Origin of the sequence: Pseudomonas sp. NPDC087626 (assembly GCF_044743405.1) — a bacterium.
Classification (GTDB): Bacteria; Pseudomonadota; Gammaproteobacteria; order Pseudomonadales; family Pseudomonadaceae; genus Aquipseudomonas.
Map to the genome: position 1 here is coordinate 23,501 of NZ_JBIUWJ010000024.1, position 25,517 is coordinate 49,017.

General features: G+C 62.3%; 24 protein-coding genes. 20 read left to right on the plus strand and 4 right to left on the minus strand.

Annotation, left to right across the window (positions count from 1 at the left end; all coding sequences use genetic code 11):
• Window positions 1–10 precede the first annotated feature (10 nt).
• A complete protein-coding gene (gene orn, locus ACIOVD_RS19365; RefSeq protein WP_095169581.1) occupies window positions 11–553 on the minus strand; it encodes an oligoribonuclease in 543 nt (180 codons plus the stop codon).
• A gap of 107 nt (window positions 554–660) precedes the next feature.
• On the opposite strand from orn, the gene rsgA reads away from it, so the two are divergent.
• From rsgA to ACIOVD_RS19385, 4 genes are all read left to right on the plus strand, one after another.
• The gene (rsgA, locus tag ACIOVD_RS19370; protein WP_401129657.1) at window positions 661–1,692 is read left to right on the plus strand and encodes a small ribosomal subunit biogenesis GTPase RsgA; all 1,032 of its coding nucleotides are present in this window, start codon (window positions 661–663) and stop codon (window positions 1,690–1,692) included.
• 211 nt (window positions 1,693–1,903) lie between these two features.
• Window positions 1,904–2,311, plus strand: coding sequence for a TIR domain-containing protein (locus ACIOVD_RS19375; protein WP_095169583.1), 408 nt, complete (start codon window positions 1,904–1,906; stop codon window positions 2,309–2,311).
• A gap of 2 nt (window positions 2,312–2,313) precedes the next feature.
• The gene (locus ACIOVD_RS19380; RefSeq protein WP_095169584.1) at window positions 2,314–3,273 is read left to right on the plus strand and encodes a caspase family protein; all 960 of its coding nucleotides are present in this window, start codon (window positions 2,314–2,316) and stop codon (window positions 3,271–3,273) included.
• A complete protein-coding gene (locus ACIOVD_RS19385) occupies window positions 3,273–3,764 on the plus strand; it encodes a toll/interleukin-1 receptor domain-containing protein (protein ID WP_095169585.1) in 492 nt (163 codons plus the stop codon). The genes ACIOVD_RS19380 and ACIOVD_RS19385 overlap by 1 nt, the downstream gene beginning before the upstream one ends.
• Window positions 3,765–3,815: 51 nt before the next feature.
• Here the strand turns inward: ACIOVD_RS19385 and motB are convergent, their stop codons facing one another.
• Together motB and motA are read right to left on the minus strand one after the other, a co-directional pair.
• Window positions 3,816–4,844, minus strand: a complete 1,029-nt coding sequence (gene motB / locus ACIOVD_RS19390; RefSeq protein ID WP_401129660.1) for a flagellar motor protein MotB — start codon at window positions 4,842–4,844, stop codon at window positions 3,816–3,818.
• A gap of 3 nt (window positions 4,845–4,847) precedes the next feature.
• Entirely contained in the window at window positions 4,848–5,699 is an 852-nt protein-coding gene (motA, locus tag ACIOVD_RS19395) for a flagellar motor stator protein MotA (protein ID WP_095169587.1), read from the minus strand.
• A gap of 166 nt (window positions 5,700–5,865) precedes the next feature.
• On the opposite strand from motA, the gene ACIOVD_RS19400 reads away from it, so the two are divergent.
• From ACIOVD_RS19400 to asd, 16 genes are all read left to right on the plus strand, one after another.
• Complete coding sequence (locus ACIOVD_RS19400; RefSeq protein ID WP_401129662.1) at window positions 5,866–7,395, plus strand: HDOD domain-containing protein; 1,530 nt, start codon at window positions 5,866–5,868, stop codon at window positions 7,393–7,395.
• Window positions 7,396–7,546: 151 nt separating this feature from the next.
• Window positions 7,547–8,833, plus strand: coding sequence for a hypothetical protein (locus ACIOVD_RS19405; RefSeq protein ID WP_320333507.1), 1,287 nt, complete (start codon window positions 7,547–7,549; stop codon window positions 8,831–8,833).
• A gap of 171 nt (window positions 8,834–9,004) precedes the next feature.
• Window positions 9,005–10,060, plus strand: a complete 1,056-nt coding sequence (locus ACIOVD_RS19410; protein WP_095169590.1) for a GDP-mannose 4,6-dehydratase — start codon at window positions 9,005–9,007, stop codon at window positions 10,058–10,060.
• 43 nt (window positions 10,061–10,103) lie between these two features.
• A complete protein-coding gene (locus ACIOVD_RS19415) occupies window positions 10,104–11,567 on the plus strand; it encodes an exopolysaccharide biosynthesis polyprenyl glycosylphosphotransferase (protein WP_095169591.1) in 1,464 nt (487 codons plus the stop codon).
• On the plus strand, window positions 11,557–12,528 hold the full coding sequence (locus tag ACIOVD_RS19420) for a glycosyltransferase family 2 protein (protein WP_401129665.1): 972 nt from the start codon (window positions 11,557–11,559) through the stop codon (window positions 12,526–12,528). The genes ACIOVD_RS19415 and ACIOVD_RS19420 overlap by 11 nt, the downstream gene beginning before the upstream one ends.
• The gene (locus tag ACIOVD_RS19425; protein WP_401129667.1) at window positions 12,525–13,361 is read left to right on the plus strand and encodes an NAD-dependent epimerase/dehydratase family protein; all 837 of its coding nucleotides are present in this window, start codon (window positions 12,525–12,527) and stop codon (window positions 13,359–13,361) included. The genes ACIOVD_RS19420 and ACIOVD_RS19425 overlap by 4 nt, the downstream gene beginning before the upstream one ends.
• Window positions 13,361–14,320, plus strand: a complete 960-nt coding sequence (locus ACIOVD_RS19430) for a glycosyltransferase family 2 protein (protein WP_401129669.1) — start codon at window positions 13,361–13,363, stop codon at window positions 14,318–14,320. Before ACIOVD_RS19425 ends, ACIOVD_RS19430 begins: the two co-directional genes overlap by 1 nt.
• On the plus strand, window positions 14,310–15,785 hold the full coding sequence (locus ACIOVD_RS19435; RefSeq protein ID WP_401129671.1) for an O-antigen ligase family protein: 1,476 nt from the start codon (window positions 14,310–14,312) through the stop codon (window positions 15,783–15,785). Before ACIOVD_RS19430 ends, ACIOVD_RS19435 begins: the two co-directional genes overlap by 11 nt.
• Window positions 15,782–17,017: a glycosyltransferase family 4 protein gene (locus ACIOVD_RS19440; RefSeq protein WP_401129673.1), complete on the plus strand. Its 1,236-nt coding sequence runs from the start codon at window positions 15,782–15,784 to the stop codon at window positions 17,015–17,017. Before ACIOVD_RS19435 ends, ACIOVD_RS19440 begins: the two co-directional genes overlap by 4 nt.
• Window positions 17,014–18,135: an acyltransferase gene (locus ACIOVD_RS19445; RefSeq protein ID WP_159993420.1), complete on the plus strand. Its 1,122-nt coding sequence runs from the start codon at window positions 17,014–17,016 to the stop codon at window positions 18,133–18,135. The genes ACIOVD_RS19440 and ACIOVD_RS19445 overlap by 4 nt, the downstream gene beginning before the upstream one ends.
• 21 nt (window positions 18,136–18,156) lie before the next feature.
• Window positions 18,157–18,777, plus strand: a complete 621-nt coding sequence (locus ACIOVD_RS19450; RefSeq protein WP_143501236.1) for a CpsD/CapB family tyrosine-protein kinase — start codon at window positions 18,157–18,159, stop codon at window positions 18,775–18,777.
• A gap of 148 nt (window positions 18,778–18,925) precedes the next feature.
• Entirely contained in the window at window positions 18,926–19,600 is a 675-nt protein-coding gene (locus tag ACIOVD_RS19455) for a polysaccharide biosynthesis/export family protein (RefSeq protein ID WP_159993416.1), read from the plus strand.
• Window positions 19,587–20,729 (plus strand): hypothetical protein, encoded by a 1,143-nt coding sequence (locus ACIOVD_RS19460; protein WP_159993414.1) that lies wholly within the window; start codon window positions 19,587–19,589, stop codon window positions 20,727–20,729. Before ACIOVD_RS19455 ends, ACIOVD_RS19460 begins: the two co-directional genes overlap by 14 nt.
• 12 nt (window positions 20,730–20,741) lie before the next feature.
• Window positions 20,742–22,259 carry a GNVR domain-containing protein gene (locus ACIOVD_RS19465; RefSeq protein WP_159987314.1) on the plus strand — a complete coding sequence of 506 codons (1,518 nt, stop codon included), beginning with the start codon at window positions 20,742–20,744 and terminating at the stop codon, window positions 22,257–22,259.
• Between the two features lie 103 nt (window positions 22,260–22,362).
• Complete coding sequence (gene rhdA, locus ACIOVD_RS19470) at window positions 22,363–23,178, plus strand: thiosulfate sulfurtransferase (RefSeq protein WP_095169602.1); 816 nt, start codon at window positions 22,363–22,365, stop codon at window positions 23,176–23,178.
• 18 nt (window positions 23,179–23,196) lie between these two features.
• Window positions 23,197–24,057: an archaetidylserine decarboxylase gene (asd, locus tag ACIOVD_RS19475; protein ID WP_320333500.1), complete on the plus strand. Its 861-nt coding sequence runs from the start codon at window positions 23,197–23,199 to the stop codon at window positions 24,055–24,057.
• Between the two features lie 121 nt (window positions 24,058–24,178).
• On the opposite strand, the gene serB is transcribed toward asd, so the two are convergent.
• Complete coding sequence (gene serB, locus ACIOVD_RS19480) at window positions 24,179–25,393, minus strand: phosphoserine phosphatase SerB (RefSeq protein ID WP_095169604.1); 1,215 nt, start codon at window positions 25,391–25,393, stop codon at window positions 24,179–24,181.
• Window positions 25,394–25,517 lie beyond the last annotated feature (124 nt).

A 25,517-nucleotide genomic window follows, 5' to 3' on the forward strand; every position in this document is an offset into this window, starting at 1 on the left:
CTTTACCGGGTCAGGCCTTGATGAAATGCTGGCGGTAGTGCTGCAGCTCGGCGATGGATTCGCGGATGTCGTCCAGGGCCAGGTGGGTGCTGCCCTTCTTGAAGCTGTCGCGCACGTCCGGTGCCCAGCGGGCAGCCAACTCTTTGAGAGTCGAAACGTCGAGATTGCGGTAGTGGAAATAGCTTTCCAGGGATTTCATGTGGGTATAAAGGAAGCGTCGGTCCTGGCAGATGCTGTTGCCGCAGATCGGCGACTTGCCCTTGGGTACCCACTGTTCCAGAAACGCGATCGTCTGGGCTTCGGCTTCGGCCATGCTGATGCGGCTGTCGCGCACCCGCTGGGTCAACCCGGAACCGCCGTGTTGACGGGTGTTCCACTCGTCCATGCCGGCCAGGATCTCGTCGCTGTGGTGAATCGCGATCACCGGGCCTTCAGCCAGGGTGTTGAGATTGCTGTCGGTGACAATCGTTGCCATCTCGATGATGACGTCGGTGTCAGGGTTCAGACCGGTCATTTCCAGATCGATCCAGATCAGATTCTGTGGGTTTTGCATGTGTCGGCTCCTAAGCAGTGTTGCGCAGTTTAGCCTAGGCAACCCCCTGGGCGTGCTAAACTCGCGGCCGCTTTACCTAATCGCTGCATTATCAACACGGAACACCCATGGCCAAACGCCAACTCAATCGTCGTCAAAACTGGCGCATCGAAAAAATTCAAGGCGAGCGCGCTGCCCGCGCCGCCAAACGCGAATCCAGCGCCGTGCAAGCGCTGGAGGGTGGCGACCTTGGTCCCGAGCAAACCGGCCTGGTCATCGCCCACTTCGGCGTCCAGGTCGAGGTCGAGGCTTGCGAAGGCGAACTGGCCGGCCAGGTGTTCCGCTGCCACTTGCGCGCCAACCTGCCCGCACTGGTAACCGGCGACCAGGTCGTCTGGCGTGCCGGCAACCAGGGCATCGGCGTGATCGTCGCGCAACTGCCACGCAACACCGAGCTGTGCCGTCCGGACAGTCGCGGCCAACTGAAGCCGGTCGCGGCCAACGTCGACATGATCGTCATCGTCTTCGCCCCGCTGCCCGAGCCCCACGCCAACCTGATCGACCGCTACCTGGTAGCTGCCGAACACGCCGGCATCCGCCCGCTGTTGCTGCTCAACAAATTCGACCTGATCGACGAGCACAACGCCCCGGCGCTCAACGCCCTGCTGGCGGTGTACCGCACCCTCGGCTACCCGGTCCTGGAAGTCTCGGCGCACCACGGCAATGGCATGGAAACCCTGCAACAGCAGCTGGACGGACGCATCAGTGTGTTTGTCGGCCAGTCCGGCGTCGGCAAGTCGTCGCTGGTCAACAGCCTGCTACCGGAAGTCGAAACCCGCGTCGGGCCGCTGTCCGAGCTGTCGGGCCAGGGCACCCACACCACCACCACCGCGCGGTTGTTCCACTTCCCAGGTGGCGGTGATCTGATCGACTCCCCGGGCATTCGTGAATTCGGCCTGGGCCACGTCAGCCGCGCCGACGTCGAAGCCGGCTTCATCGAGTTCAACGACTTGATCGGCACCTGCCGCTTCCGCGACTGCAAACACGACCGCGAACCTGGCTGCGCCCTGCTCAAGGCCCTGGAAGACGGCCGCGTGCAGCAGCAGCGGATGAACAGCTACCGCTCGATCATCGCCAGCCTGCCTGAAACCAGCTACTAAACAGACGCGCTCGCCGCTCCAGCACTGATGGAGCGGCGGGTGGTTCATGTCGCCCGACAAATCCCTGCACCTTTTAAACATCGGAATTTTCTGTAAGGCCCGCGCACGCCTGCTTGTAGGGCGATTCTCTTTCTCTCTGCCGGTCTTGCGACGCCCATTCAAGTGCATACATTCAGTCTCTCTCGCATTCAGGCGATACCGAGGGAAACCCATGCAAACCTATCATCTGTTCATCAGCCACTCGTGGAACCACGCCGACAAACACGACCGGCTGGTGGAGTTGCTCAGCGCACACCCGAGCTTTTCCTTCAAGAACTTCTCGGTGCCGCCGCAGAATCCGATCGTCGGCGCCTTGAACGACATGCAACTGGAGCTGGCGATCGAAAACAAGATCCGCCCCTGCTCTGCGGTGTTGATCATGGCGGGCGTGTATTCGACGTACAGCAAGTGGATCAACAAGGAAATCGAGATTGCCAAACGCCTTGGCAAGGTGATCATCGCGATCAGGCCTTTCGCCGCCGAGCGCACGTCGACGGTGGTGCGTGACGCGGCGCACGCCGAATGTGCGTGGAACACCAACAGCATTGTCAACGCGATCCGCCAGCACACGGCGGTGTAACCATGCGCAAGGGATTGTTCATCGGGATCAACCACTACAGCCACGTCACCCAACTGAGCGGCTGCAACAACGACGCCATGGCCATGGCATCCCTGCTGGAGCGCCATGCCAGCGGCCGACCCAATTTCAGCAACAAGATCATGACCTCGGCCGAAGAAGTCCTGACCGGCCGGCTATTGAAGCAGAGCATTCAAGAGTTGTTCTCCGGGGATTGTGATGTCGCCCTGTTGTACTTCGCCGGCCACGGACAATTTGATACGAACATTGATGAGGGGTTGCTGATCCCCCAGGATTTCCAAGGCAGCGGTGACGGCATCCGCATCAGCGACATTCTCCTCTGGGCCGGCAATGCCACCCAGATCAAAAACAAAATCATCATTCTCGACTGCTGTGAAGCCGGCGCAGCCGCCGATGTCCGCGGCTTAAGGGGCGGCAGCAGCATGATCGGTGAGGGCTTGACCATCCTCACCGCGTGCAAGAAAGAGCAGCCAGCGATGGAGAGGGCCGGCCACGGCGTTTTTACCGGCCTGCTACTGCAGGCATTGCATGGCGGCGCGGCCAACGTACTGGGCAAAGTCACGCCCGGCAGCGTCTACTCGTTTGTCGACAACGCGCTGGGCGCGTGGGAGCAGCGTCCAGTCTTCAAGACCAACGTGTCGCAATTCGTTGCCTTGCGCGAAGTCGCGCCACTGATCGCCGAGGACATACTGCGAAAACTGCCCCTCTGGTTTACCGAGCCAAGTTTTGTCTTCCCTCTGGACCCCAGCTTCGAACCCACCGACGCCGCCTTCGATCCGGAAAACGGCGACATTTTCGCCCAACTGCAAAAGTGCAATCGCCACAGCCTGGTCGAGCCAGTTGACGCCGAGCACATGTACTACGCCGCCATCAACGCCACCGGTTGCCGGCTCACTGCACTCGGCGCCTATTACCGCGAACTCGCGATCAAGGGACACTTCTGATGCCTGTGTTTATCAGCTACCGCCACACCGACCGCCCCATCGCCATGACCATCAACGAACGGCTGAGCCAGGCTGGGATAAAAACCTATCTGGATGTACTGGATCCTGAATCGCAAACCACCGACGACATCACCGGGGTAATTACCCGCAACATTACCGAGTGCAGCCATTTGCTCGCAGTGGTGTCGGACAAAACCGCGCACTCCTGGTGGGTACCCTTCGAAATTGGCGAGGCGACCATCAGTGACCGGCGAATCTGCTCATTCAAGACCGGCGCCGGAGAACTGCCCGAGTACCTCGACAAGTGGCCAAAACTGTCGAGGATTGCCGACCTCGATTTCTTTATCGACGCCTACCGCGACGAGCAGACAAGCAGACGCGCAATGACGCTGGACTCGATCGTCAGCAACGAGTCGCTACGCTCGAACAACCGGACTAATGCAGATCGCTTCCATACCGAACTCAAGGCCAGGGTCCGCCGCGGCTTTTGAAGCGAACGGCGAGCATGAAAAAGCCGACATCGCTGTCGGCTTTTTTATGGATCACTGCTTGGGGGTTTCAGATGGCTTGGGCAGCGGATCATCAAACAGATTCAAGCGCTCGCGCAGCTCATGGGCTGGCAGCGGTTGCTGGTCTGCGGGCAAGGCATCCGGGTCGACTGGCACTGCCGGCACTTCGCCCGGGGCCCCTTGGCCTTGGGTCGGCACCGGCGCCGGCTCGGCGCCTTGTTCACCTTCGATGGCACGCTGGGCCTTCTTGGTCAGGACCACAATGTCGATCCGGCGGTTGACCGGGTTGAACGGATTCTTGCGGTCGAACATGGCCGACGAAGCGTAGCCCACCACCCGCGCCACCTGCGTTTGCGGATAGCTGCCAGCCACCAGCGCTCGTCGCGCGGCGTTGGCACGGTTGGACGACAGCTCCCAGTTGCCGAAATCACCACTGCCGGTATAAGGCTTGGCATCGGTGTGGCCGCTGATACTGATCTTGTTGGGCACCGCCTTGATGGTGTCCGCCATGGCCAGCAGGATGTCTTCGAAGTACGGCTTGAGGCGTGCACTGCCGGAGTCGAACATCGGCCGGTTTTCCGAATCGATGATCTGGATGCGCAAGCCATCCGGGGTGATCTCGAACAGGATCTGGTCCTTGAATTTCTGCAGTTGCGGGTTTTCCTCGACCTTGTTCTGCAACTCCTGCAGCAGCAACTCGAGGCGTTCCTGCTCGACCTGTTCGGCCACGCCTTCGGCCTGCTCGGTATCGACCGTCACCTTGTCCGGCTGCGGCTGGAATTTGGCCTCAGGGTTGAGGGTCTTGTCCGGCGCCAGCTCCGGCGAACCGCCGAGGTCGATGACGTAGGGCGTACCGCTCTCGGTGAAGCCGATCGGGTCCTTGAAGTAGCCGGCAATGGCGATCTTCTGCTCCGGCGTGGCCGTGGACAGCAGCCACAGCACCAGGAAAAACGCCATCATCGCCGTCGCGAAGTCAGCGAACGCGATTTTCCAGGCGCCCCCGTGATGCCCGGCCGCGATGCGCTTGACGCGCTTGATGATTATCGGCTGATTGTTTTCCATGACTCAGCGACCGCGAACTGCTTGTTCCAGCTCGGCGAAGCTAGGACGGTGCGCCGGGTACAGCACCTTGCGCCCGAATTCCACCGCCAGCGACGGCGGCATGCCGGAAGCCGAGGCCACCAGCGAGGCCTTTATGGCTTCGTAGACGTTCAGCTCTTCCTTGGCGTCGTGGGCCAGGGAATGGGCCAGCGGACCAAAAAAACCGTAGGCGGCGAGAATACCGAAGAAGGTCCCCACCAGTGCCGCACCGACGTGCAGGCCGATGGACTTCTGGTCGCCCTCACCCAGCGAGGCCATGGTGACCACGATCCCCAGTACCGCCGCGACGATACCAAAACCGGGCATCGCATCGGCAATGCCGTTGACTGCATGGGAGGGGTGTTCCAGGTCTTCCTTGAGACTGTACAGCTCCATGTCGAACAGGCCTTCGAGCTCATGGGGCGCCATGTTGCCGGACGACATGATGCGCAAGTAGTCGCAGATAAACGCAGTCATGCGCTCGTCCTTGAGCACCGTCGGGTACTTGGCAAAAATCGGGCTGGCGGCGGCGTCCTCGATATCCCCTTCAATCGCCATCATGCCTTCGCGGCGGCTCTTGTTGAGGATCTCGTAGATCAGGCCCAGTACCTCCAGGTAGAAGGCGTGGGTGAAGCGTGTGCTGAACATGCTCAGGGACTTCTTGAGCACGTGCATGGTCATGTAGCCGGGGTTGGCCTGGAGGAATGCACCCAGGGCTGCGCCGCCGATGATCAACACCTCGAAGGGCTGGATCAGGGCGGCAATCTTGCCATGGGAAAGCACGTATCCGCCGAGCACGCTCGCGAATACGACGATGATGCCGATAATTTTAGCCATAGGTAGAAGGTACTTACTTAAGTCGGGTTCAAGGTCATATTCGGAAGTTAAACAATCTCTTCTTCTACTTATCGGCAAAACTGCGCCAGACTATAGCCAGTTATGGCGAAAAGCCAATTTGCCCCGCCCCGGGCGTGTTTGAAGTCAACGATGATCGCGCCCGACCATGGTTAATGAAACGAACGTCCCACCGGCAAGCCCCTCCACCCTGCAGGACTGGGTCCAGCGTCTCGACGCTGTGGTCTTGCCCGTACCGCAGGCCAGCCATGACCGCGTGTGCAAAGCCATCAACAGCAGTCGCAGCTCCCTGCGCGATATCGCCGACTTGATTCAGGGCAGTCCAGCCCTGGCCCTGAGCGTGATCCGCGAGGCCAATCGCCACGCCCACGGCAGCCTCAGCGAGCCTTGTGAAAACCTGGAAGTGGCGCTCACTCGCCTGGGCCTCAAACGCACCGCCGAACTCCTGGCACGCCTGCCCGCCATGCCCGAGCGCGATATCCCGCCGGCACTACGCAAGCTGCAACTGATCAGCCAGCACGCCTCGCAACAGGCCAACGGTTTTTTTGCCAGCCGCCTGGCGCGCCTGTGGCAGGACATCCACTGGGGCAGCCTGTTGTTTCTGGCCCCCCTGTGGCCGCTGGCCCTGAGTCACCCACAGTTGCTGCAGGAGTGGGAGCGCCGGGTGATCCACCAGGGCGAGGCAGCGCACAAGGTCGAAAAACAGCTGTTCGGGGTACGCCTGCTGGAACTCTGCCAGGTGCTGGTGGAGCTCTGGCGCTTGCCCTTCTGGGTCGCCCAGGGCTATCGCCTGCTGCTCACCGAGCAACGCGAGCTGGTGCAAGTGCTGCACATTGCCCGTGACGCCGACCATCCACTGCGCCAGCAAAACCGCCTGGATGACGATCCGACCTTGCGCCGCTGGCTCAACCAGCCCGCCAACAGCGTGCTGCTGGCCAACGGCCTGGCGCTGTCGGCCCAGCAATCCTGGGTCGGCCCGCACACCCGGCGCTGGCAGTACCTGACCAGCCTCTACCTGCAAATGCCGATGGATGAGGTGCAGCAGCAACAGCACCAACAGGCCGCGCAAAGCGCACGCAATCACGGCCAGCCCGACCTCTGGCACCCGGCCGAGGCGCTGCTGTGGCCCTGGGAAGATGGCCAGGGTCGCGGCGAACAGGCTCCCGCCGCGCCCTCGGCCGAGGACCTGCAGCGCTGGCGCAAACACTGTGCCCAACTGCTGGCCGAGCCGAGCCCCTTCAGCAATGCCCTGCACCTGACCACCTGCGCCCGGGATGCCTTGGCGGCCTGCGGCATGCGCCGGGTCATGCTGCTGATGGCCGACCGCACCCAGAGCAACCTGCGTGTCCACCAGACCTGGGGCTTGCCCAAGGACAGCGCCACCCTGCAACTGGCGGTCGGCCAGAGCAGCGTGCTGCAGCGCTTGCTGGCGCAACCGGCGCAGTTACGCCTGACACCCGCCAACCAAGCGCAGTTTTGCGCCCACTTGCCGGACAGCCTGCGCTCGCTGTTCGACGGCGAGCACTTGCTGCTGCGCTCGCTGACCAACAAAGGCAAAGTGATCATGCTGCTGGTCGCCGACCAGGGTGGCGGCGCGTTTGCCGACATCGCCGTCCAGGCCTTCGGCAAAACCGCGCAGTGCATCGAAAAGGCTCTCAATACCTATAGCGCGCGTTGATCCCTCGCTCATCCGCTTTTTCCGTCGACGGATTTGCCAATCTGGCGAAGTGATACTAATCCTTACTCACTAGCGATCATCCTGCGCAGCCCCTCCCCCGAGCAACGACGGGGAGTGATACGTCAACAGTCCATCTCCAAGGACAGGAATTATGTCTGGCAGTCATTCTTGGGCACGACTGGGTAGTCGTGGATTTGGCGTTTTCTGGGTGATCGGCGGCCAGGCGGCGCAGAGCCTGACCAGCTTCCTCACAGGCCTGGTGCTGGGTCGCTGCGTCTCGCAAGAAGCCCTGGGCGCCTACGCCCTGGGCTTGAGCTTCTGCTTCCTGATCATCTCGTTGGGCGACACGCTGATCGCGACGCCCTACACCTATCTGCGCGCCAGTGGCGAAGGGGAGCCGCACGCCCTGTTCAGCAGCGCCTTGTGGGGCAGCGCCGGGCTCGGCCTGGTGGTGGCGTTGGTCTTGACCCTGCTGCACCAATTCGGGGCGGGATTGCCCAGCGAGCTCTGGCCTGCCCTGCCCCTGGCGGTGATGGGCCTGGTGATGCGCGAATTTCTGCGGCGGCATTTCTACGTGATCAACCGCTCCAGGCAAGCCCTGATCCTCGACCTGACCAGTGCCGTCGGCCAGTTGCTCGCCCTCGGGGTCTTAGCCTGGGGTGGATGGCTCAGCGCTGAAACAGTGTTCTTTGCCATCGCCGGGGTTTGCGCCCTGTCCTTTGCGCTGAACCTGCCGCAGGCCCAGGCGTCATTCTTCTGGCCACCGATCAGGCAACTGGCGACTCAATGGCGTGCCTTCCTCGGCTATGGCGGCTGGCTGGTGGCCGGCGGGTTGTGCCATGTCGCCAGCGTGCAACTGTACCCCTGGCTAGCGCTGCTGGGGGGCGGCCAGGCGATGGCCGGCCTGTATGCGGCGTGCATCGCGGTCACCAACCTGATCAACCCGCTGCTGATCGCCCTGACCAATCATTTCCGCCCACGCTTCATTGCGCACTATCAAGAGGCAGGCCCGGCCCGTTTGCTCCGCTATATGCTGCTGCGGGCGCTGCCATTCCTGCTGCCGGCCCTGGGGTTCGTGCTGCTGGCGTGGCTGGCTGGGGAGCCGTTACTGGGCGTGCTGTACGGACCCGATTTCAGCAAAGGCGGGCCGGCGCTGGTGTACCTGGCCTTCGGCCTGCTGGCCGTGGCAGCCGCCGCACCGATACAACTCGGGCTCCTGGCCTTGCGGGCGCCGGTGAGCAACCTGTTCTACCACGGCACCAACCTGACAGTGCTGCTGGTACTGGCCTTGATCTGGCACGACCGGTTGTCGCTTGAGCTGCTGGCCCAGTTCTATTGTGGCGCAAATGTTGCTGGCCTTTTGATGCTAGCGATTATGTTCCAAGTAATGGCAAAAAAAACTAACCGCTGCACTGGTGAAATACAGGTGAGTGACTAAAGTCAAACTTCGCCTAATGGCTATTAAGTATCAAAACGCCACAAGTTCGCTGTTGTCGTTGGAGCTATCTGTAACAAAAAACACTTATGGACCCTTGATCCGCGCAGTAGGGGTCGGCGAATGGATTGGACGTTTTATCAGACTCAGGTTTTTGGCCAAGGAGTTAACGTCATGCGCAAGATAGTAGTAACTGGCGGCGCCGGCTTTGCGGGCTCGCATATTGTCGACGAAGTTTGCCGGCATTTCTCTGACGCCAAAGTTGTGGTCTTCGATAAGATGACTTACGCCGGCGATGTTCGCAATATTTCCCATCACTTGTTTCCCAATCGCGTGCAGTTGCTGGTCGGCGATGTTGCCGACCTGGATATGTGCCGCAGGGTGGTCAAGGACGCTGACCTGGTGATCCATGCCGCAGCCGAAAGCCATGTGGATAACTCTTTCGGCAACTCCCTGGAGTTCACCCGAACCAATGTGCTGGGCACCCATGCGTTGATGGAAGCCTGCCGCCAGGAGAAGGTCAGGAAGATCGTCCATGTCAGCACCGACGAGGTCTACGGGCAGGTCATGGAAGGCGCGGCCAGTGAAAACGAGGTCTTGCGCCCCACCAACCCCTACTCATCCTCCAAGGCCGCGGCCGAGATGATCCTGCAGGGTTACCTGCAGTCCTACCACGAACCCATCGTGATCATCCGGGCCAACAACCTCTATGGCATCCGCCAGTTTCCGGAAAAGATCATCCCGCGTTTTATCTGCCACATGCTGACCGGACGCAAACTGACCCTGCATGGTAATGGCACCAATCGCCGGCACTACCTCAGTGCACAAGACTTCGCCGAAGCGGTGGTGTTCGTGGCTGAAAAAGGTGAAGTCGGCGAGGTCTACAATATCGGCACCACCGAGGAATATACCAACCTGCAAGTGGCCGAACTTATCAGCAAGGCCTTCGACAAACCCTCGCGCGACGTCATTACCTATATCCCCGACCGGCCGTTCAACGACGGGCGTTACTCAGTGTCCTGGGACAAGCTCATGCACATGGGCTGGAAGCCCAAAAACAACCTGAGCGACGACATCAGCATGTTAGTCGACTGGTACCGCGACAACTTCGCGCGCTACCCGGAGTTGTTTGGCGAGTTGCCCGCGACCGTTGCCGTCGAGGTCGAAGTCGCCGGCCTGCTGCCGGTACAGGAAGTCTCCAACGGGCTCTCCAAAGGCCTTAGTTCCTGACTCAGAGTTGTTGTCACTTGCGCAGTTGAGGCGAGGATATTCCATGTCAGTTAGCGAAACGCTCCCGGGCGCTGCCCCGGACGCACAGGTGCAGGGTACGCGTGCTAAAAAAAGGGCCCGCCGTTTTGATGCCCCGGCCTTGGCTGGCCTGGAAATCCTCCTGACTCGGCTGGGCCGGGTGCTGGGAGGATTGCTCGCGACCGTGCTGCTCAACGTCCACTACTGGTGGCTCACGGATCGCTGGTGGGCCGATGCCTGGACGGTCGGTTTCGTGGTGGTCTGTGCCTCGGCGGTGATGCCCGTGCGGGTCTACAAAGGCTTTTCGCGCCAGGACCGCAAAGCCCTGCGCTGGGTCAGCTCGGTGCTCAACGGCGCACTGGTGACCCTGCTGGTGCTGGTATTCATGGAGATCGGCCAGATGCCGATGCTGGCTCCCTGGTCCTACCTCGCGCTGTTCATCATGCTGGTGCTTTTTGCGCAAGTGGCCGGTCAGTACGTGTCGCGCTACACCCGCTCCTGGGACCGCAAGCTGCGCCTGGTCATCGTCGGCGCTGGCGAGCAAGGCGTGGCGATTGCGCGCTACCTGACCGCCCGGGAACCGGAAATCGTGGTGATCGGTTTCATCGACGACCGCAGCTCGCGCATTGATACCTCCACCCTGCCGTTCCCCCTGCTCGCCGGGGGGACCGCGCAGCTGGACCAACTGCCACCGGACATCGACGGAGTGATCATCGCCCTGCCCAACCAGGCAGGCGACCGGGTCAGCTCGCTGGCCACCCGCCTGCGCGGGCAGATGGGCAACGTCTACCTCGCCCCCGAGGAGCCGGTGCTCGGCCATCCCTTCCTCAGTCGCCCGCACAGCGGACCCGGCAACATGTTGCTGCTGGGCATGAACCCCTTGCCTATCGAAGGACGGTTGATCAAGCGGGTGTTCGACATCAGCTTCTCGGCGGTCGTGCTGTTGCTGTTCCTGCCCATTGGCCTGGTACTAGGCGCCCTGATCCGCCTGGAGTCGCCTGGGCCGGCGCTGTTCACCCAAGGTCGCTACGGCCTGCGCAACCGCCTGTTCCAGATCTACAAATTTCGCAGCATGCGGTTCGACCCTACGCCCGGCGAAATCTGCCTGAACCAGCGCCAGGATGCCCGCGTAACCCGGATCGGCAACTTCATCCGACGCACCAGCCTCGATGAGTTCCCGCAGTTCATCAATGTGCTGCTGGGGGATATGTCGGTGATCGGTCCACGCCCTCACCCGCCGGGCGTCAAGGCCGGCGACCGCACCTACGAGAACGTGGTGGTGGATTTCGTCGAGCGCTACAAGGTCCGCCCAGGCATTACCGGCTGGGCCCAGGTCAATGGCTCACGGGGCAATACCTTCACTGAAGAGTCACTGACCGAGCGCTTCATCTTTGACGTGCAGTACATCCAGAACTGGTCGCCAGAGCTGGATTTGTGGATCGTGATCAAGACCATCTTTGGTGGGTTGGGAGGCAAGAATGCATTTTGAATCGATGCCCGTCGCCAGCCCGAACGAGGAAGCCAATCTGGGAATGCGCAGCAGCATCATCGTGCTGACCCTAAATGCCCAGGAGCACCTCAAGGCCCTGCTGCCGGCCCTCGTCGCCCTGAAACAGGCGCCTCGGGAGGTGGTGTTCATCGACTCCTCGTCCACCGACCTGACGCCGCAGATGATCGAGACCGCCGGGCATCGCCTGGTGACCATCCAGCGCAGTGAGTTCGGCCACGGCAAGACCCGCAACCTGGCGCTGCAGTTGTGCGCCGGCAGCGAGTTCCTGGTGTACCTCACTCAAGATGCCTGCCCCCAGGGCGATGATTGGCTGCAACGCTTGCTCAAGCCCTTTGCCGACCCACAGGTGGCCCTGGTCTACGGCCAGCAGCTACCGCGCCGGGAGGCCACCGACACCGAACGTTTTGCTCGCGAGTTCAATTACCCCGATCGTCATGAACGCACGACCCAGGCAGACATCGCGCGTATCGGAATCAAGGCGGTGTTCTGCTCCAACTCCTTTGCCGCCTATCGTCGCGACGCACTGGAGGCCGTCGGCGGATTCCCCACACAGTTGCCCCTGGGCGAAGACATGGCCGCAGCCATCCGCCTGCTCGGCAAGGGTTATGCCCGGGTCTACGAACCCGCGGCCCAGGCCGTGCACAGCCACGACTACAGCATCAGCCAGGAATTCAAGCGCTACTTCGACATCGGCACCCTGATTGCCATGGACAGCGAACTGAGCAAGGCGCGCCTGTCGACGTCCGGCGAAGGCTTGCGGTTCGTCAAGGTCGAGATCCAGGCTGCACTCAAGCGCGGCCAGCCCCTGGCAGTTTTTTCCATCCTGCTGCGCACGGCGGGCAAGTACCTGGGCTACTGGCTCGGTGAGCGTTACCAACGGGTACCGCTGGCATGGCGCCGGCGGATGAGCATGCATTCAATGTTCTGGAACCAGCCATGAGCATTGTCGTCGTCGGGGATACCAGCCTGATCGCCCAGGCCTTGCGCCAGTGCGAGCAGACGGCTGGCTGGGGGTTTATCGGCCACCGCGAAGCCCTCGCGAGCGACACCTGGCTCGACGGTGCCAGCCAGGTGCTGAACCTGGCGTACAACCCCGCCCTGCGCAACGGCTACGAACACGCCCTGGACTTCGAGCTGGCCCTGGCCCGGCGCATCGAACCGCTGCCGCAGGTGCGCTACATCATGGCCAGTTCACGCCTGGTGTACGGCCCCGCGATCAATGACCAGGCCTTGCACGAATCCCAGGAACCCCAGCCCGTGGCGACCTACGGGATCGGCAAACTGATCACCGAACGGGCGATCACGCAGATGCTCGGCGAGCGCCTGACCATCGTGCGCATGAGCAATATCTTCGGCTACGAACTTGAGGAAAGCCGGCGCAACTTCTTCGCCATCGCCTTGCGCAGCCTGCTTGGCCAGCAGCGCATCGTGCTGGACATGAGCCCCTTCGTCGAACGCGATTTCCTCCCCGTGGAAGTCCTCGCCAGTTGGCTGGCACGAATCGCCCAAGACCCGCAGCCAGGCATCTTCAATCTTGGCTCAGGCATCGGCACGCCCACCGGGCGTATTGCCCAGTGGTTAATCGAAGGTTTTGGCAGCGGTGAGTTACTGGTGACCAACCTGCGCGAATTCGACGGGTTCCGCCTGGATATCGCCGCCGCCCGGGCCACCTATGGCATCCCGGGCCTGACTGCCACGGCGCTCAGGCAGCATTGCCAAGCCCTCGGCGCCCGCCTGCATGATGAGAGTCGATTGCTCCAGGGGTATGCGTGATGAAGACGCTCACGGTTTCCATCGTCAATTACCGCACACCGCAACTGGTGGTCGAGTGCGTGGCATCGCTCAAGCGTTTCCCGCCCAGCCGGGCAACGCTGGCCATTGCCGTGGTCGATAACGCTTCGGGCGATGACAGCGTGTCGGTCATCGCCCAGCAGTGCCCGGACATTCAACTGATCGCCTCGCCAAACAACCTGGGTTTTGGCGGCGGCAATAATCTGATCCTGCGCGGCTTGCGCAGCGACTACGTGCTGCTGCTCAACAGTGATGCCCAGGTCGAGGCCGGCACCCTCGACCGGCTGATCGAAGTCCTCGAACTGCAACCGCAGGTGGGCGCGGTCAGTGGCCGAGTCGTCAATGCCAGCGATGGCGCCGACCAGGATTTCCCCTGCCGTTTCCCCAGCCTGACGCAGATGGTCAAGCGCATGCTGACCGGCCCGCAGTTCCCGGCCAACGGCCAGTCGGCCCCCATCAGCCTTGAGCGCCTGCATGGCGCCTGCATGCTGATCCGCGGCGAATTGCTGCAAAGCGTCGGGCTGTTTGACGAAGGTTTCTTCATGTACGACGAAGACGTCGACTGGTGCGTACGGGCCCGCAACGCCGGCTGGGAGTTGCTGCTGGTGCCCGACGCGCGGATTCTGCACCACGGCGGCAGCTCCTCCGGACGCGCGCCCGCTGGCCAGCGTCGCCAGGCGCCGAGTGAAACCGCACTGCGCATGCGCTATGAGCTGCGCCGCAGCCGCTATCGGCTGTACCGCAAGCACCGCAGCCTGGCCGAAGTGCTGCTGCTCAAACTGCTGACCGACCTGGTGATGCTGGCCGCCAGTGCCAAGACCCTGCTGGCCGCCGTCCTGCAGCCGGCGCGGCGCGAGGAAGCCCGGGCATTGCTGCGGGCCAATGCCCGGGTGATGTCGATCAACCCCCTGCGCATCGAGGTGGTTGACCATGGCGTTTGAGCCCTCACCCTACGAGCCCCTCGATGACCGGACTCAGCGCCGGGGCGTGGTGCTGGCCGGGGTTCTGGGGTTGGTGGTGGCGTTCACCACGGTCTACATGCCCCTGGCGGGCATGGCCTTGTCGTTGGCCTTCGGCGGCGTCCTGCTGCTGGCCCGCCGGCCGCAATGGTTATTCCTGGGTTTTGTGATCAGCCTGGCCATCCCGATCCAGAAGACCGTCGGTGGCATTCCACTGAACGCCGCCGATGCGCTTGTCGTGCTCTGGGCGCTGCTCTGGCTGTTCATGCTGCAACGCCCGCAAGCGCCGCACCTGGGGCGGATGCGCGTACCGTTCCTGATCATCGCCATCACGCCCTTCCTGATCGCGGTGTTCCTCGCACAACTGGGCTCCATCGCCCCCGGCGCCAGCATCAAGCAGTCATTGCGGGTCGTCGAATGGTTCGTACTGTTGCCGGTGCTGTTGATGGTATTTCGCCCGGATCAGGACTTCTGGCGTTTCGCCGCGATCACCCTGATCTGCACTCCGGTCTTCTTTGCCATCGATGGCCTGGTGGAGTATGCCACCCACGGCCACACGCTCACCGGCATGCTGGGCATCCCGGTGCCTGGCCCCAGCGGTGACGAACCGGCGATCCACCACACCTTCGATATCTCCGGCCGGGCGGGCAGTTCCTTTGGTGGGGCGCAGGGCCTGGCCATGTACCTGGTGATGCTGCTCAGCATCTCCCTGGCGCATCTGCTGAACTCGCGCAGCGGTGGCCTGAGGGTCCTGGCGGGCCTGGGGATCGTCATCAGCATCGCCGGGATGATGGCCGCCCAATCCCGAGGCGGGCTGCTCGGGGGGCTGGCGTGCCTGTTGGCGATCTGCCTGATGCTGCGCCCGCAGCTGTGGAAATTCCTGGTGCTGGGGTTGATCGCGGTGGCCGTGATCGCCCCCATCGGCCTGGGCCTGTGGCCCAGTTGGGACGGCACCCTCAGCGGCCTGGTGCCGGGCCGCCCGGATGCGGTGATTGACCGCCTGACCATCTGGGGCGTGGTGCGTGACGTGTGGTTCGACAACCCGTTGATCGGGGTCGGGCTGGGCAATTTCCGCGATGAATTCTACGCCCGCGGCGTGACCCTCAACGTCGAACTCGGCTACCAGTCGACGCATGCCCACAACACCTACCTGGAGCTGCTCGCCGACACCGGCGCCCTGGGGCTGCTCAGCTACCTGGCCTTCATTGTCATGGTCTTTAGGCAATTGATCCGGCGCTGGAAGCGCAGCGTTGGCGACCCCGGCGACACCTTCACCCTGGCCGCGGTGGGCACCCTGACCGCGTACTGCGTGTTTGCCATGGTCGACATGCTGCTGCTGCAAAACATGCACTTCACCCTGGTGCTGCTGCTGAGCCTGGGGCTGACCGACAGTACCGCCCGCGCCCTGGGGCTGACCGGCGTCAAGACTCAAGAGGTTGCTGGATGAAGATCATGCTGCTGGTCGAGGAACTGGGCATCGGTGGCCTGCCCAACTACGTGCTGGACCTGGCCCGGGCACTGAACGCCCAGGGCGACCGGACCCTGGTGGCGCACCAGGGGCAACAGGTCCCGGCGCACCTGGATTGCACCGGGGTGCAATTGCTCGGCCTGGGGGATGCCGATTCGCCCGGCCAGGCCCTGGAGCGCATCCAGGCCTGGGAGCCGGACCTGGTGCACGTGCACCTGTGCAGCGACAGCGACCTGCTGGCGGCATTGACCAACAGCGGCCTGGCGCTGATGCGCTCGTTCCATGACTACACGTCGATGTGCCTGCGCCGCGGCCGTCGACGTTTTCCGGGAGATCGTTGCCAGCGCCCGCTGGACTGGTCCTGCGCCTTGAATGGTTGCCTGATCGGTCCGCCGAAAGCCGGTGGCCGTATGCCACGACTGATGGACCTGGCGGGCAAACTCAACGAACGCGGGATGTACCAGCGCTTTCGCGGGGCCGTGGTTGGCAGCCAGCATATGGGCCGGGTACTGCGGATCAATGGCTTCAGCGAGCAGCGGGTCCATGTGGTGCCTTACTTCAGCCGGTTCGACCAACAGGCCCAGCAGCCGCAGGCCGTTGGCAAACCTGCCCTGCAAGGACGTCCCCTGCAGTTGCTGTTTGCCGGCCAGGCCGTCAAGGGCAAGGGCCTGGAGGTGTTGGTCAAGGCCCTGGCCGAGATCCAGGGTGACTGGCGCCTGGTCGCCATCAGCAGCGGCCCGCGCCTGGCTTCGGCCCGTGGGCTGGCGGAAAAACTGCAACTGACCTCGCGCATTACCTTCATCGACTGGTTGGCCTCCGAAGAACTGGCCGGGCACTACCAGGGCGCCGACTTGTTCGTATTGCCTTCGGTGTGGGACGACCCCGGTCCCTTGGTGGGGATTGAAGCGATGGCCTTCGAGACGCCGGTACTGGCGTTCGCGGTCGGCGGCATTGCCGACTACGTGCGCGATGGCCACACCGGCCTGCTGGTCACCGATGTCAGTGTCAAGGGCCTGGCCGCCGGCCTGCAGCGCGCCCTGGACGAACCCGAACGCCTGGCGGTGCTCGGGCGGGCCGCTCGTGAGTGGGTCAAGGCCAACCACAGCCGCGACGGTCACATCCGCGCCTTGCGCGCGTTGTATGAGCAGTGCACCCACAACTTACCGGCCCATCCACCCCTGGGACTGATCTACGGGAGTGCGCGGGTATGACCGTATTGCGCCAGTTTGCCGGGTTCTACAGCAAGGCGATCGCGCCCTGGGCCGTGGCCAAGGGTGAGCTGCTCAGCGTCCAGCGCCTGCGTGGGCTGGCGGTGCTGATGGTGTTGGTGGTGCACGTCGAAGACATCGGCCGCAAACTGCCGGTGATGGCCGACTTTCACAGCACCTACGCCATGCGCGTGGGGTATTCGGCCCCCGACCTGTTCTTCGTGATCAGCGGTTTCATCATGACCTACGTCTCGGCAGGCAGTGCGTTCCAGCCCAAGCGCTGGGTCCTGAGCCGGGTCTTTCGCATCGTGCCGCTGTACGTGCTGTTTACCGGGCTGGTGGTGCTGATGTGGCTGTACAGCCCGAGCATGACCATGGGCTCGGGCAGCCACGACTGGGTCAGCGCGCTGAAGTCGATGCTGATGCTGCCGCAAGCCGGCCTGCCGATCCTGTTCGTGGGCTGGACGCTGGAACATGAAATAGTGTTCTACACCATCGTCTTCCTGGTCATGCGCTTCAGCACGATCAACGCCTTGCCGTGGGTGATGCTGACCCTCTCGGTGCTGGCCCTGGCCAAATGGGCACTGCGGGTCCACGGCGGGATCGACTTCTGGGACTACCACCTGTTTTCGCTGTTCATCATCCAATTCACCATCGGGGTCGGGGTCTTCAAGATCTATCAGCGGGCCCGGGCCTGGGGCTTCTGGCCGCCGTTCGTGGCGGGCTGTGTCCTGCTATTGCTGGCGTCGATCTTCGCCGACTCGGGGCAACTCAACCGCGAACAACCGATCCGAGTCCTGAGCTTTGGCCTGTCCTATGGCGCCTTCATGTTGGCCGGGCTGACCCTGGAATGGCAAAGCCGCACCAAAGGCCACGTGCCCACGCGCCGGGACTGGATGGTGCAGATCGGCGATGCCTCCTACGCGATCTACCTGACACACCCGTTCGTGCTCGCCAGTTTTGGCCGGTTGTTCAAGGTGGTCAGCGTGACCCCCTTCGGCGCGGTCGGAGTGGTGATCCTGGCGGGCCTGACTACGATTGGGGTGGGGTATGCCGTGCATGTGTTGCTGGAAAAGCCGGTCATCGAGATTGGCAAACGAATCACCCGAGCCATTGCATAAGCAACTAAGGAAGAATCAATCATGAATGCAATCAGTCATCCCATCGTGCCCTCTGCGGGTGTAGACGAGGCAAGACTGAGGTTTCCGATGCAGGAAATCATGGCCAGGGTCCTGCGCGACGCCACTGACGAGGCACTCACGCAACTGATGTTCATCGGTGTGGCGCGCAAGGTCGGCACCACCTTTGTCGCGCAGCAGGCCGCCAGCCACCTGGCGGCCGCCTTCGGCAGCGTGCTGGTGATCGAAGTCAGCGCCAATGTCGACGACACCGAAATGCTCGCCGGCGACCTCAAGCGCCTGCGGGTGCCGAACCATTCGGTGGTACGCATCAGCCTGTCGGTCAACAGTTGCCTGAAGCTGCTGGGCCACGGCGGTGAATCGCCGGCGAAACTGGCCGAGCGCCTGCGCGAGCACTTTGACCTGGTGCTCTGGGACATGCCGTCGCCGACGTTCGCCCCCGTGTCGATCGTTGCCGCTCGCCACATGAATTCGATTGTGCTGGTCGCACAGGCCAACAAGAGCCGACGCCATGCCGCCAAGTACGTATGCGACCGCCTCGAGGACAGCGGCGGCAACATTCTGGGCGTGGTGCTCAATCGTACCCTCAACTTTATTCCGGAGTGGTTGTATCGCTGGTTGTAACCGTGGCCAAGAAAAACATGAATTTCACCTGGGGATAAGAACGGACATGGCGATCATGGACTGGTGTGGGGCGAGCGCGAAGTTTCTGCTAACCGCTGTACTGATGGGGGGCCTGCTGAGTGGTTGTACAACGATCAAGACCGAACAGATGGCTGGGTCGCAGACTTTGCCGCTGCTAGGCAAGGATGGGGTGGTGCCCGGCGGAAAATACCTGATCCGTCCCGGCGATGACCTGGACATCAAGTTCTACACCGCCAAGGACTACGACGAGGCGATCCCGGTGCGGCCCGATGGCTTCATCAGTATGCAGCGGGTCTCGGACATCAAGGCCGCCGGGTTGACGCCCGACGAACTGAGCGCGGCCATCAGCAAGGCCTACACGGGCAAGCTCAGTGATTCGAGCGTGTCGGTGATGGTCAAGTCCTTCAAGGGCTTTCGCGCGTACATCGGCGGCGAAGTGGCCAAGCCCCAGGTCATCCCCATGGAAGGTGGCATCACGGTGATGCAGGCGATCTACCGTGCCGGCGGCCTGCGTTACACCGCGCACCCGGAATCCGTGGTGCTGATCCGCAAGCAGGAAAGTGGCGAGCCCAAGAGCTACCACCTGGACCTGAGCGACCAGGCCATCGAGCTGGGCAAGAACGACATGGCCGTGGCTTTGCAACCCTACGACGTGATCTATGTCCCGCGCTCGCCAATTGCCAACGCCAACCTGTGGGTGACGCAATACATCACCGACCTGCTGCTGTTCAAAGGCATCAACTTCGGCTTCTCGGTCAACCGCAACTACAACAGCGGGGACAGTTCGGATGGCACCTTCTAATCCACGCGTGAGGCTCTGGAGCAGCCTGCTGCTGGGGTTGCTCGCCTGTTTGCTGGTGCCCGTGGCGCAGGCCGAGATGAAATACGGGATCAACGCCAAGTGGGGCGGTGGCGGCTACGAAGAGCTGGTCGCACGCTTTGCCCTGGCCCGTTCGCTGGGCGTCAAGCAGGTGCGTATCGACTGGGAGTGGCGCCTGGTGGAAGGCCAGAAAGGCGTCTACGACTGGACCCCGATGGACAACCTGGTCAAGGCCGCCGCCGAGCAGGATATCGAGCTGTTGCCGATCGTCCACTACGCGCCGAACTGGGCCCTGCCAATGCTCGCCTTCAAATCCAGCGGCACCTACGAGCTGGCGCCTTCGAGCGACTACTACGACAACTTTGCCGCCTTCATCAAAGCCTGTATCGAACGCTACGGCCCCACCACCAAGGCCGGCATCACCTACTGGCAGATCTGGAACGAACCCAACACCCCGCAATTCTGGGGGCCGTCGCCCAAGCCCAAGGACTTCGTCAAGATGATGAAAGCCGTGAGTCACGCGGTGGCGGAACAACGGCCGAGCATCAAACTGGTACACGCCGGTATCTCGCGCAATGACATCACCTACCTGTGGATGCTCTGGGATATCGACCCCTCCTACGGCGAGTACTTCGACATCCTGGCGGTGCACCCGTACCTGTTCAACAAGGACGCCAGCGGCATCAACGCCCCCCAGGACATGGACGCCGACGAAAGCAGCCTGGCCAAGATGGGGTTTGTCGGCAGCAAGGAAGACAACACCTACCTGGGCAAACTCTTCAACCTGCAACTGTTCATGCACCTGCGCCAGTCGAGCAAGCCGATCTGGATCACTGAGCTGGGCTATGTGGTCGCCGCGCCGCCCCTGGGCGTGACCGAAGCCCAGCAGAGCGCCAAGACCAAGGCCACCCTGGACTACATCAACCAGCACCTGAGCGGCAAAAGCTTCGGCAAGGGCTTGCGTGGCGACCTGCCGGCCGATGTCGAGCGGGTCTACTGGTTTTCACTGGAGGACTACGAGTCCCCCGATGGCCTGGGGAATTTCGGCCTGATTCGTGCGGACGGTACCGAGCGGCCCGCCGCCGCCGTGTATCGCCAATACGCCCAATAAGAGGGGATGAACATGAGTATCCGCGACGTTCTTAATATTCTCTTCAAGCGGCGTTATGTCGCGATCTGCTTCTTCCTGGCGGTGTTGATCGGTGGTTTTGTCGGGCTCAAGGTGTACCCGGCAACCTACGACGCCACCGCCCGCCTCCTGGTGCGCCTGGGCCAGGAAGACATCTACATGCCGGTGCTGAGCAGCAGCCAGTTCCGCACGCCGATGATGTCGGTGGTGCGCGAAGAACAACTGCACTCCGAAGCCGAGATCATCACCAGCGAAGGCCTGTCCGAACAGGTGGTGGACAAGCTGACACCGCAAGTGCTGTTTCCCGGCATCGACATTAACCATCCCTGGTACTCGCCCAAGGGCTGGCTGCAGATGGCTACCCAGGCCTACGCCGGTCTCGAGAGCTTCTTCTTCCCGCAATCAGGCAACCGCGACCTGCGCAGCAAAGCCATCTCGCGCTTGCAGAATGACCTGAGTGCAGAACCGGTCAAGAGCTCCAACATCATCGAGGTCACGCTCAAGAGCAAATCGCCGCAGGCCGCCGCATTGGGGGTCAACGAGCTGGTCAAGCACTACCTCACCGAACGGGTCAGGGTCTACCAGCGTGAGCAGACCGGCTTTATCTCTACCCAACTGGAAGAGCTCGACGGCCAGATCAAGGGCATCGAAGGCACCCTGGAACACTTCCGCAATGACCGGCAGATCATGGATGTCGACCTGCAACGCAGCATGCAGATCGAAAAGCTCAAGGATGCGCGCAAGAACATCGATACCACCTCATTGATGGTCGAGCAGACCGACAAGCAGATCGGTGTGCTGCGCAGTCAGTTGAGCGGCTTGCCCCAGGTGACCGAACTCGACGGCCAGCAAGGCTCCAACAGCTACGCCCTGAGCGAGATGAACAAGCAGCTGACTGACCTCAAGCGCCAGGAGGCCGACACCATCGCACGGCTGTCGCCGAGCGATCCGAAGGTCAGCTCACTGCGTGAACAAATCACCGTGGTCGAACGCGGGATCGCCGAACAACGCGGCCAGCGCGACACCAACTCGCGGCGCGGGATCAACCCGCTCAACGCCCGCGTGCGCGATGACCTGATGAAAAGCGAGGCGGCCATGGCCGGTTATCGCCAGGGCCTGGCCACCCTCAAGGAGCAGGAGGCGGCGGATGTCACCCGGCTCAACGAAATCAACAACGTCGAAGCCCAGTTCAAGGAACTGGAGCAGAAACTCGGGGTACTGCGCGACAGCCGCAAGCTGTACCTGGAGAAACTCGAGGAGACCCGCTTCCTCAACGAACAGGCCAGCTCACAAATCGGCAACGTCTCGGTAGTGAGCTGGGCAACCGTCAATACCAAGCCGGTCAGCCCGAAACTGTGGATGGTGTTGATTGGCGTGCTGGTCGGTGGCTTGCTGGGCGGGATCGGCCTGGCCTTCGTGATCGAGTTCTTCGACGACAGCCTCAAGTCCGACTCGGACGTGCGCCGCTACCTGGGCCTGCCGGTGATCGCCAAGGTGCCGAACCTGGGATGACCCCTGGGGGGCGAGCCTGCTCGCCCCCCCTCCCTCATTGATCACAAGCCCTCTGTTAGTGCTTGCGCTACAATCGTCTCCCTTTGTGCTCTGGAGACCTCACATGCCTGACTTCTCTGGCTTGCCGTTGGTGATCGAGCCGGGCGACCTGCGCGCCCGCCTCGACGCCCGCGAACTGATCCTGGTGGACCTGACCAGCAGCGCCCGCTATGCGCAAGGGCATATCCCCGGCGCACGCTTCGTCGACCCGAAGCGCACCCAACTGGGCCAGCCGCCAGCACCGGGCCTGATGCCTTCACAGGCGGCACTCGAAGCCCTGTTCGGCGAGCTGGGGCATAACCCCGATGCGGTCTACGTGGTGTACGACGACGAAGGCGGCGGTTGGGCCGGGCGCTTCATCTGGCTGCTGGATGTCATCGGTCACCACCGCTATCACTACCTCGACGGTGGGTTGCTGGCCTGGCAGGCCGAAGACTTGCCGCTGTCTGGCGAGGTTCCGGCGGCGGTCGGCGGCCCAGTCGGGCTGACCTTGCACGAGGGCCCCACGGCCACCCGCGAGTACCTGCAAAGCCGCCTCGGCGCCGCCGACCTGGCGATCTGGGATGCACGCGGCCCGCTGGAGTATTCCGGGGAGAAAGTCCTGGCGGCCAAGGGCGGGCATATTCCCGGTGCGATCAACTTCGAGTGGACCGCGGGCATGGATCAGGCGCGTCAGTTGCGCATCCGCAGCGACATGCCGCAGATCCTCGAGCAGCTTGGCATTACCCCTGACAAAGAAGTGATTACCCACTGCCAGACCCACCACCGCTCTGGCTTCACCTATCTGGTGGCCAAGGCACTCGGTTATCCGCGGGTCAAAGGCTACGCCGGTTCATGGGGCGAATGGGGCAACCATCCCGATACGCCCGTTGAGATTTAAGGTTTTTAAGGACAGTTAATGAAAAAGCGTTTGTTTATCCTCAGCCAGTACCTGCTGCCCCACCACCTGCTCTCGCGTCTGGCCGGCTGCATTGCCGAATGCCGCGTGCGCTGGTTCAAGAATGCCTTCACCGCCTGGTTCGCCAAGCGCTACCAGGTAGACATGTCCCAGGCGCTGGTCGAAGACCTGACCGCCTACGAGCACTTCAACGCGTTCTTCACCCGCGCCTTGAAAGACGGTGCTCGGCCACTGGACCAGACCCCGGGCGCGATCCTCAGCCCGGCCGACGGTGCGGTCAGCCAACTCGGCCCGATCGAGCACGGCCGTGTGTTCCAGGCCAAGGGCCACAGCTTCAGCGTGCTGGAACTGCTGGGTGGCGACACCGCGAATGCCGCGCCGTTCATGGGCGGCGACTTCGCCACCATCTACCTGTCGCCCAAGGATTACCACCGCGTGCACATGCCGCTGGCTGGCACCCTGCGCGAAATGGTCTACATCCCGGGGCGGATCTTCTCGGTCAACCAGACTACTGCCGAAAACGTACCGGAGCTGTTTGCCCGCAACGAACGTGTAGCCTGTATTTTCGACACCGAGCGTGGCCCGATGGCCGTGGTCCTGGTGGGTGCGATGATCGTTGCCTCGATCGAGACCGTCTGGGCCGGGCTGGTCACGCCACCCAAGCGCGAACTGAAGACCTTCCGCTACGACGAAGCCGCCCGCGCACCGATTCACCTGGAAAAAGGTGCGGAGCTGGGTCGCTTCAAGCTGGGTTCGACGGCTATCGTCTTGTTTGGTCCGGACCAGATCCAGTGGGCTGAAGAACTGGCAGCAGGTTCGCCAGTGGTGATGGGCCAGGGTCTCGGCTCACCAAAAGCCTAAAGTCCACGCTGTACCTTGTGGGAGCGGGCTTGCCCGCGAAAGCGTCGGCACAATCAACATAGATGTTGAATGTACCGGCCTCTTCGCGGGCAAGCCCGCTCCCACATTTATAGGTGGTGTATCAGAGTTGACCGTCGCGATCGCGGAACCCCAGCAGATACAGGACTCCATCCAGCCCGAGGGTGGAAATCGCCTGTTTGGCCGACTGCTTGACCAGCGGCTTGGCGCGAAACGCCACACCCAACCCGGCAATCGCCAGCATCGGTAGATCGTTGGCCCCGTCACCGACTGCAATGGTCTGTTCCAGACGTAATCCTTCCTTGTGCGCCAGTTCGCGCAGCAGATCCGCCTTGCGCTGGGCGTCGACAATCGGCTCGACCGCTACCCCGGTGACTTTGCCGTCGACCACTTCCAATTCGTTGGCAAACACGTAGTCGATGCCCAGCTTGGCTTGCAGCTGCTTGGCAAAGTAGGTGAAGCCACCAGACAGGATCGCCGTCTTGTAACCCAGGCGCTTGAGCTCGGCGAACAGGGTTTCGGCACCTTCGGTCAAGCGCAGCGAGGCGCCGATGGAATCCAGCACGCCGACGTCCAGGCCCTTGAGCAAGGCCAGGCGCTCCTTGAAGCTGGCACGGAAATCCAGCTCGCCAGCCATGGCCCGCTCGGTGATTTCAGACACCTGCTCACCGACGCCGGCCGCCTTGGCCAGTTCGTCGATGACCTCGGCCTCGATCAGCGTCGAGTCCATGTCGAACACCGCCAGGCGACGGTTGCGGCGAAACAGCGAGTCTTCCTGGAACGCGATATCGACGTTCAACTCCTGGGCCACGCTGAGGAACTCGGCCCGCAGCGCTTGCGGATCAGCCGCCTCGCCGCGCACCGAAAACTCGATGCAGCCCTTGCCCTTGTCGGCCGGAGTGTCCAGCGGCATGCGCCCGGACAGGCGGTCGATATGGTCGATGTTCAGGCCGTACTTGGCAGTGATCGAGCTCACGCTCTGCAATTGCTCGGCTGTCACTTTGCGCGTCAGCAGGGTCACGATGTGGCGTTTTTTACCCTGGTTGCCGACCCATTGCTGGTAGTCCTCTTCGGAAACCGGAGTGAACCGCACCTGCTGATCAAGCTTGTAAGCCGTGAACAGGATGTCCTTGAGCACCGACTTGCCTTGCTCGGTGTCGGGAATTTCAACCAGGATGCCGAACGACAGGGTGTCGTGGATCACCGCCTGGCCGATGTCGAGAATGTTCACACCACCCTGGGCCAGAACACCGGTAATGGCCGCAGTCAGACCCGGACGGTCGACTCCCGTGATGTTTATCAGGACGATTTCGCGCAAGGCGCACCCCCGCAAGTGGAAAAAAACCGCATTCTACCCACATTCAGTGACCATCGGGCACAGCGAGCGCTTTGCCGGTCTGGGGGCTATCGCTATACTGCGCGTCAACTCCACGGACAAAAGA